This window comes from Candidatus Nitrosarchaeum limnium BG20, assembly GCF_000241145.1.
Lineage (GTDB): Archaea > Thermoproteota > Nitrososphaeria > Nitrososphaerales > Nitrosopumilaceae > Nitrosarchaeum > Nitrosarchaeum limnae.
Map to the genome: position 1 here is coordinate 1 of NZ_AHJG01000001.1, position 3,077 is coordinate 3,077.

Genomic DNA, 3,077 nt, shown 5'->3' on the forward strand with positions numbered 1-3,077 from the left:
CTTTACTGTATTTCTAGTAGATGATACAACCTCAAAAACATTTTTTGCTTTTTCTCTAATCGTTTTTATCTCATTAGAATATTTTTGAAAAATTTCTGAAGGATTTTTCGTCGATCCGTTGTTGTATGTAGACTCTAATTCGTTTTGTAATTCCTGTACCTCGATCTGTTTTGAATCATCATGCTTTATGATAAAGTAAAACACAAAGTAATCAAAGGCATTCAAAGCAGAATCCCACCAATATACTGATTTAATAATCTTAACATTTTCATAAAATCATATTCCTTATTCATATGTTAATGGAATATGTCTGCCTATATTGGAAATAATTGGTATTTACTGTTAAACAGTGGTCATTTAGATATCGTAAATTCCATGTGGTGTTTTTCTGAGATTGGGTTGGCGTCTAATATAGAATCCCAAAAGTAAATTTCAGCATAAAATGTGCCTGTGGTATTAGTTGGAATTGATTTGATTACCTGCGCCTTGGTATTTGGCTGTATTACACCTGACATCCAAGATAGGCTTGTGATAATTCCATCCTCGTTTATTATCTTGATAAAGCACGTATAGTCCTGATTTTGGTCCCTGTAATTTACCAAATTTGCCAAAATGCTTGCATTGCTTCCCTGAATGACGGGTAGTTTATTTTGAATCCAAATACCTTCAACTAGTATTGGCTTGGAATCTATTCCAGATTTTTCAATTACTGCTTGTGCTATGATGTCTTTGGTATCCTTGAGTGAATATGGTTTTGGAAGAGTGCCGTCAATATATTTTACAAAAATATTGCCGCCAGGTAAAACATGCAATCTGTCTGCATTTGAGCTGTCCTTTGTTGATAGTGTAACATGACCGACAAACACTCCGCTATTTAGTCCAGTCTCCATTGCAGTTACAATGGTTCCAGAACTATCTGAATCTGAATAAACACTTACTTTAACTGCTGAACGAGTAGCAAGTGGTGGAAACGGCAGCAATGTCATGTCCGGATCAGTTACAATAACCTCTACAACATCGCTAGTCTGATAGATTGGTTTGTCAAATTTTACTTGACCTACATTCCATTTTATTATTGCAGACTTTGTTATTGTCAAATCATCAGTTACTTTGAATGATACTGTGATTGCATCATCCCTACCGCATTCTATTGCTGACATTTTTGAACTAACCCAAAATGTCAAGGGTTGCATCTCTGGTAATCCATCCCCATCCGCATCATGTGAAAATCCTGTGCACCTTAGTTGGGCATAAAATTTCCCACTATCAGGATCAGTCTCTATAAATGGAAATGGTTCAATTGAATGGTTTTTTGTACTAATGCGAATTGAGTGTTGTGGATCATCTCCTATTACATCTAATTTGTTTTTATCTGTATTCCAACTTGGTGCCTCAATATTGATAAAGATACCACTAGACCAGCTATATGTTGGACTGTTAAATTCTATTCTTACTGATGGCTTTTCCTTGTCAGGCAAGTGTGGTTTTGTTGAACATCCATCTGAGCAGTACTGCTCAGCATTGGCTGAGTTAGCTGAAAATATGGCAACAAATATCATACTAACTAAAAACAAGTGAAAATCTTTCATAACCCATTGTCTTGGTTTGTGAAAGTATTTCCTTAATATCTTATGACCCAAACATGGTGATCTTAAACTAATTTGTGTGTGCCGGGGATGGGTTTCGAACCCACGACCTCCAGATTATGAGTATTGCCTTTTTTGGAAGAACCGGATAGAGTTTACCAATTAACTGGCACTCTAACCAGGCTGAGCTACCCCGGCATGATGTATTTCAAATAATTTGAGAAATTAAATGCTACGTATGATGATTTGAATGGCTTTTGGACCTCTAAGTGAATTTTATTGCTTTGCTAATTCTGTCCAGCTAACTTTTTCGTTTTGAACCCACAGGAATTTCTTCTGCAATGCAGCAGTGTATAGTTTCTCCCATTCTACGCCAACTTCGTCAGTCCATGCTTTGAAAATACGTGGATCGATATAGTTTCTCAATGATGTTCCCAAGTTGTAATCTTTGGTCTTTTCAGACAAGTCAATTTGTAATTGCAATTTTTCAACTCTTTCTTTGTGCTTCTCTTTTTGTTTTTTGATTTGCTCATTTAGTGTCTTGATCTTTTTTGCTTTATTCTTTTTTTGAGCGTCTGTCTTTGCTTCCATCGACTCTGCTTTCTTTAATGCTTCTAGAGTTTTAGTCCATGGTTGGTCTTTACTTATGTTCTTTAGTGTCTGTCTTTTATTTTCAAGTGTATCTTCATAGGTTTTTGGTATGGTTCTTTTATGATTACACATTATAGCTGCTTCTAGGTTTGCCAGTTTTGCATGGTATAGTTTTTCATTTGGTGTCTTACTCTTTACATTGTCATGCTCTTTGAGATAATTTTTCACCATTGTAGTTGCAAGATATGTTCTGAAAACTTTGGCAGTTAATCCACTAACAATGCTAGAATAATACGCATTAACGTGTCTGGATGTAATGTCTTCAAAAATTTCGTCTTTGGGTTTTTTGTTCTGTATTAATTTTTTAAGATTCTCTTGGAATTGTTTGTCGTTTCCCTCTGCCTTTACTGTCTCCTGCCATCTTACACTGTCTTTTCCCAAGAAATCAAATTCAATTGCATCATCTGTAATGTTGATGTGCTCTTTTCTTAATGTGGTAGCACCCACTGTATCTGCCTCATCTGGATCTTTTTCGTCTCCTACCCTCATAGCAGTTCTGTAAATCAAATAACACACAGTTGCAATCCTGCTGATTTTAGGATCCTTGTTTTTCATGTCTTTTACAATTCTTTCTTTTATCTTTTCGATCTCTTTTGATAGTTTGACTGCCTTTTCGTATTTTGCCTTGTCTCTGTCTTGTTTTAATCCTGCAGTATCTGCAAGCCAAACATACTTTCTTTTCTCAGTTAGATAATCTGTCCAACCAGCTAACCACATTGAATCATTATCGTGAACAATTTTCCCCCAATTGCCTTCTGGAACTTTGGCCTCTTTACCTAGATTTAGTGTAACGTCTTTTGCAGTAATGCGTGGTTTCCATCTTCCTCTTAGAGGATGATC

3 protein-coding genes and 1 tRNA gene are annotated in these 3,077 nt (G+C 35.8%); all 4 read right to left on the reverse strand.

The window, feature by feature from the left end; translation table 11 throughout:
- Positions 1-225: hypothetical protein (locus BG20_RS00005; protein ID WP_048096909.1), on the reverse strand; the 225-nt coding region annotated here is incomplete at its 3' end.
- A gap of 128 nt (positions 226-353) precedes the next feature.
- A complete protein-coding gene (locus tag BG20_RS11560) occupies positions 354-1,589 on the reverse strand; it encodes a hypothetical protein (RefSeq protein ID WP_010189350.1) in 1,236 nt (411 codons plus the stop codon).
- Positions 1,590-1,668: 79 nt separating this feature from the next.
- Positions 1,669-1,784: transfer RNA gene (locus BG20_RS00015), tRNA-Met, on the reverse strand.
- 78 nt (positions 1,785-1,862) lie between these two features.
- The coding region (locus BG20_RS00020) for a 2-alkenal reductase (RefSeq protein ID WP_010189352.1) at positions 1,863-3,077 on the reverse strand (1,215 nt) is incomplete at its 5' end.

Coding starts and splice junctions, on each gene's coding strand:
- BG20_RS11560 (WP_010189350.1), bottom strand. CDS start 1,589: ATGAAAGATTTTCACTTGTTTTTAGTTAGTATGATATTTGTTGCCATA.